The sequence below is a fragment of the Vreelandella olivaria genome (genome assembly GCF_023507745.1).
GTDB classification, from domain to species: Bacteria; Pseudomonadota; Gammaproteobacteria; order Pseudomonadales; family Halomonadaceae; genus Vreelandella; species Vreelandella olivaria_A.
In genome coordinates this window covers 1-5,128 of sequence record NZ_JALPZO010000143.1, presented here as the reverse complement: position 1 = coordinate 5,128, position 5,128 = coordinate 1, and the positions used below count along the sequence as shown (strand labels likewise).

At 57.1% G+C, this 5,128-nt stretch carries 3 protein-coding genes and 1 pseudogene; all 4 read left to right on the top strand.

The features are described 5' to 3' along the window. Positions 1–243 (top strand): annotated as a pseudogene (locus tag HP566_RS17285) (bacteriophage T4 gp5 trimerisation domain-containing protein); the annotation flags it as partial. Beyond that, positions 240–1,154, top strand: coding sequence for a DUF4123 domain-containing protein (locus HP566_RS17280; protein WP_249978560.1), 915 nt, complete (start codon positions 240–242; stop codon positions 1,152–1,154). The pseudogene HP566_RS17285 and the gene HP566_RS17280, both read left to right, overlap by 4 nt. A gap of 12 nt (positions 1,155–1,166) precedes the next feature. Then, positions 1,167–4,640 carry a toxin VasX gene (locus tag HP566_RS17275; RefSeq protein ID WP_249978559.1) on the top strand — a complete coding sequence of 1,158 codons (3,474 nt, stop codon included), beginning with the start codon at positions 1,167–1,169 and terminating at the stop codon, positions 4,638–4,640. Further along, on the top strand, positions 4,633–5,128 hold a 496-nt coding region (locus HP566_RS17270), incomplete at its 3' end, for a hypothetical protein (protein ID WP_249978558.1). The genes HP566_RS17275 and HP566_RS17270, both read left to right, overlap by 8 nt.

The following is a 5,128-nucleotide window of genomic DNA, read 5'->3' as shown; positions in this document are numbered from 1 at the left end:
TCCCTCAACGCAGGTGGCAGCTTTCTGAAAATCGACCCCAGCGGGGTCACCCTGGTTGGCCCACAGGTCAAAATCAACTCCGGCGGCAGCCCCGGCAGTGGTCGCGGGCAGGCGGCACAGGCACCGCAACTGCCTGTGGAGGGCGAGGCGCCGCCCGTGTTTACACCGGTAAAAGCACCGCAACAAGCTGCACTTTTGCAACAACAGGCGCTATGCCCCGTCTGTGAGGCGGATAGTCAATGAGTACCTGGTCACTAAGCAATGGCCTGTCAGGTGAAAAGTGGCAATGGCCGGTAGATCGTCAGGTGTATCTGCTCTTGGATGGCGTACGCGTTAAGCAATTAGCTCGGCGACTTTATGAGTGGTCAGCGGAGCATCCTCTGGATGCGGATCTGCTGTATGCCGGTACTCCGCTGGCAGAGGTTAGTGATGTTTCCCCGTGGCTTGTCGCATTGCCGGATACCCACCATCCCGTCTTGCAGGCTTTCCTGGCGCAGGGCCTGGAGGACGAATGGGGCTATTTGCTTGAAAGCCAGTCATCGCTTGAGCATCTTGGCAATCATCTGCGCCAATTGCTACAAGTGCGCCACCCGTCCGGGGTAGCCATGTGGCTGCGTGTCGCCGACCCCGCCATAATAGCTGCCCTGCTATCCGACCAAAGTAATCCAGCCATGATCCCATGGGGGCCGATTGATTGCCTGATACGCCCCGATGCGGTGGCAGAGGAATGGGTGAAAAGCTCTCCTGCTCAGGGGGCCTCAGAGCTACCGGCAGCGATTCCCCATCATGGCTATCTACTTAATGAAGCGCAGCTCAACCGCTTACAAGCGTGTGATAAGCGCCGTGATATACGTGCTCTGCTGCACTTTGTGGCGAAGCATTGCCCTGCGTTACCGCTGCCGGTTAAGCAACGTGAACGTTATGAACGGTTGGCAGCATTAACTGAATCCGCGCGAGGGTATGGTTTTAACAATCCACGCCAATGGGGCCTGTTGTGTACGCTCTTTTCCCGGGAGCGTTGCAATAGCTGGGCAGCATTAAGCGGGCAGGCTCCCAAGCTGCACACCTGCTTAACGAATACAGCAGAAGCTTCTGTGTCTGCAAGGCTCAAGACAGCCTTTGCGATTACGTCCACCTACTCCGAGACGACATAGGGAGTTTGTCATATGTCTGCGTTTGAGCGTCCTGCCGATGACCGGGAAGATGGCACATTAGCTGCCCATGAACTCCCATGCCGCGATAGTGAAGAGGGCGCCACCTGCCCGCTGCTGCAAGGCAAAGTGCAATTGCTGCCGCTTCGTTATGGGCTGGTGGAAACGTTAACGCCCGGTATCACCACACCCTATCAATTGAGTGCCCGGCCATTAGGCATTCGTTTAATCCGTAACGGATATTTATATGTGCTGGATGGCAATACCAATGAATTGGAGGAGTACCCGTTCAGCGAAGAGGGCAGCAGTGTCAGCGGTAAGCTCGAATATGAAACCGACCGTACGCTTTACGTCTGCTTTTCGGAGGTCGAATGGACCGATGCAAAACGCGCCCAGGTGCAGGAAAGCGAAGAGGAGCGCGATGCCTTTATGCAGGCGGTCAATCTTGAAGGTGCCAACCCGATCACCGGCGGTAGCGAGCACCTGATCACCACCGCCCAGGCCGAAGAGTGGGTAGCCGAGTTTGCAGAAGACGCTCAGCCAGAGATGCCCGAAGGTGGCCATGAGCAGGAAGGCGAGGCCTACCATTGGGAAAACGACCACTACTACCACAAGACCCGACTGGGCAAGCTGCTCAAGCAGCACGACGTCGAGGATCGTGATGAGTGCCTGTGCCTGATCGTGCGCGATGATATCGGCGTCATGCGTGATTTGGCACAGTTTCAGGATAACGTGGTGGATTGGCACGAAGCCTGGGAAACGGAAAGGGAGGGAAAAACAAAACGGGATTACGTGCTGGGTAGCTATATCGACTCGCTTATCTCTATCAATGAAGACAGCTTTCTGATGCGTGCACAAGGGGGAGATGACGAGGCTGTCGCCTTATTGGAAGAGACTGATGAGGCACAGAGGCAGACGATTTATGATCATCTCATTGCCAAAAGAGATCATAACGGAGCAATACCCATCGGGACGGAGTCACATTGGCGGGATAAGCGCTATGCGGACAATGAATATGTGCAAACCTTTTTGGCGATGCGGGATTCCCTGGGCGACGCGTTGTATGAAAAGCATCGTGATTTGATCACCAGACTGAACCTTGAAACGTTTCATACCCTTAATGGGCGCAGCCTGGGCCAGCGCGGCATCAACCAACTGATTGATCGCGGTCGAATGGAGCAAACGTTAGCACAGGAAGGCGCCAAATTATCCCGTTGGAGCGCCATTCTGGATGCTATCAGTCGAGACCGTGCCGATATGCTATGTCAGGGTCGTTTCCATAAAGCAGCGTGGTACTTTGATGCACAGCATGAAGAACAGCTAGCCCTTGCGTTTGAGACGGAGTACGCCTGCACCCGTGATATTTGCCGTAACGATGAGAGCATCGACGCCATTGCCGATTGGCTGGAGCAGAGCCCCGAGTTTGACCGGCCACTCTTTCACACCCTGACGCTTCAGGATCAGGGGGCAATGGCTATCGAGTTGGGTAATCTGGTCTCCGCGAGTTATGCAGTCGGCACCCGGTCCATTGCGCTGTTGGAGAATCTGGACGAGTGGGCCGATAGATTACAGGCGTTGGAGCAGGGCAAACTTCCCGATATCACCGAACTGCCAGATGACGTTCATGCGACAGCGGTATTGGCGCGTGAAAACCTCACGCCTGCCGTGGGCCGTGGCATTGCCAATGCCATGGAATCAATAGCGTTAGTGCTGGAAGGCAACGGCGTATTGCCACCGCTCGAAGAACTCTTTCGCAACTTGCCCAAGGCGCTGGGCCACCGGCTGATGAGTGCTGCCAGGGAAGGGGGAGTCACCTTCCAGTTGGCTAATGAGGGTGAAGTCACCCACTTACGCCGTCTGATACAACACGTCTTGTTGTCCAGGATTCAATTGCGTCGCTTGAACAGCCAGATGTCGCAGCTTCGTGACCGTCGGCAGCATGGTTCAGAGCGCTACGACCAGCTAAATCAAGAGAAAAGGCAAGTACAGCAGCGTCTAGCCCCCCTGGAGGAGCAACTGGCCAGGGCGATCAGCCCGATAGAAGGCTTGCCCGCCGGTGCCGAGCGGGTAACGGCCCCCGGTGACGCGGCCAGTGTCGGCAAGGCGCGCGCCGGGCTGACTATCGTTGCCAGCGGTACTGGCGTATCCAGCGCACAGCTTCAGCAGTCAGGGGGGATGATCCGCAGTATTCGCCAGGGCTACCGTTCGGCATCCTCCATCGCAAAAGGTGGTGATGCCTTGTCGCTGCTGATCTTCCTGGCCCAGGCCGTCAACCTCTGGGCGACGGTCAAGGAGTCGCAACGCTTCGCGACTTCCGATCCCTTGGCTGAAGGTGAAACAATCAAGTTTCTCCAAGCGGTGTTTGGTACTGCTGCCGCTGGATTACTGGCCGCCCAGGCCGTCGGCCATACCGCCCTCTCCAGCCACGCCCATACGCTGACCCAGGCCCTGGGCGCAAAGGCCCAGGCGACCAAAACTGTTTATGCTCAAATGGGACGACTGCATATCCTAATAGGAGGCTTTGGCTACCTTGCGGGTTTCGTAGCGGCACTATTTAGCCTTCGTAACGATTTCAGCAACTGGCAGGCGGCACTACGCAACGGCAACCGTACCGCCCAATATGGTGCGCTGACTGCCGCGGGCGGCAGCGCTGGGTGGGTGGGAACTCTCGGCTATAGCCTGCAACGAAGCGCCATTACAGGGCGTGATGTATTATTGCGGCGTATCACCCTCGCTGTGGCAGGCAGGTATCTGGGCCAGGTGCTGGTTCGGGTCAACCTACTGAGCCTGGTTTTTTCCCTGCTTCAACTGGGCGGCACCTGGGTCTACAACCGCCACAATCTGGATCGGCACGACCGCTGGCTGACCACCACCCCTTGGGGCAGCGCCAACCGGGAGGCGTCTCTTGACGCCTATACCGCCGAGTTGGCTTCCATCACTCAGGCGGTGCATATCACCCTGGCCCGGCGTGACGACCACTATGTGGTGGGCATTATATTGCCCAGCCTCGCCAAAGAGGCGTTTCAAACTCCCTTGGGTGGGCGGCCCTCGCTGCGCATTTCCTGCCAGGCCTGGCAGATACGCCCCGAGCCACGCAACCGCCGCATCGGCCCCGGCCCGGCGCAGCCCGGCGAGCGATGGCGCTCGATGGGCGAGGAGTTCGGCGCCTCCCTGCGTTTGTTGACCTCTGCCAGTACCACGGGAGTTGCTATTCATGGCCTGACGCCCTCACGGCGCTCTACTCCAGAGCATTATGCGCTTGCCGTGCGGTTTGAGCGTTTGAATGACGTGGGGGAGTATCAGTCCAATGCCCAGGATATTCAGCTGCTCTATCTGAACCCCGCCCTGGGGACGGGGCCGGGATCGCACTACCAGCCCACCGATAGCGTAACGGCCCCCATTGAGCCAAATGGCTGGTACGTAATGGACCCGCGCACGATGGTCATCGATCCGGGTCATCAACCCGTAAGCAGGAGCCTAAATGGCTAAAAAACGCAAGGGCCTTGCTGGGCCAGACCCAACCAAACCGCAGCAGGCGGGCAATGTGGAGCGCCTGCCGGGCGGCAGGCTTATGTTTCTCGCCCCCCACCCTCTGCCCACTGGGGAACCGGCGCTTAACGAAGGGGCGGTCAGCGAGCTTAACGATACCTGGCTGGACTATGGAGCTGGTTGGCCCGGAGTCTTTGGTAATCAGCTAATCATTGCCTTGTCATTTTGGTCTTTTCTTGTGGCCGCTTTTGTTTTTCCTATGATGCTATCTCCATTTGTATCGGAACAGTTATCTATTTTGCTTTATCAGGACTTCATGAAAACTGGGATTTTTATGATATTTATTGGGCTCTCAGTAGGCATATGGGCCACTATTGAGGTCTATTCGAAGCGCAAGAAAGTAATCCCTGCGCGTTTTCACCGACAGCGCCGTGAAGTGTGCTTTGTGCCGGAAAAGAAGTGCGGCGCGGGCCATGAAGCGCCGGTCT

Coding starts and splice junctions, on each gene's coding strand:
- HP566_RS17280 (WP_249978560.1), top strand. CDS start 240: ATGAGTACCTGGTCACTAAGCAATGGCCTGTCAGGTGAAAAGTGGCAA.
- HP566_RS17275 (WP_249978559.1), top strand. CDS start 1,167: ATGTCTGCGTTTGAGCGTCCTGCCGATGACCGGGAAGATGGCACATTA.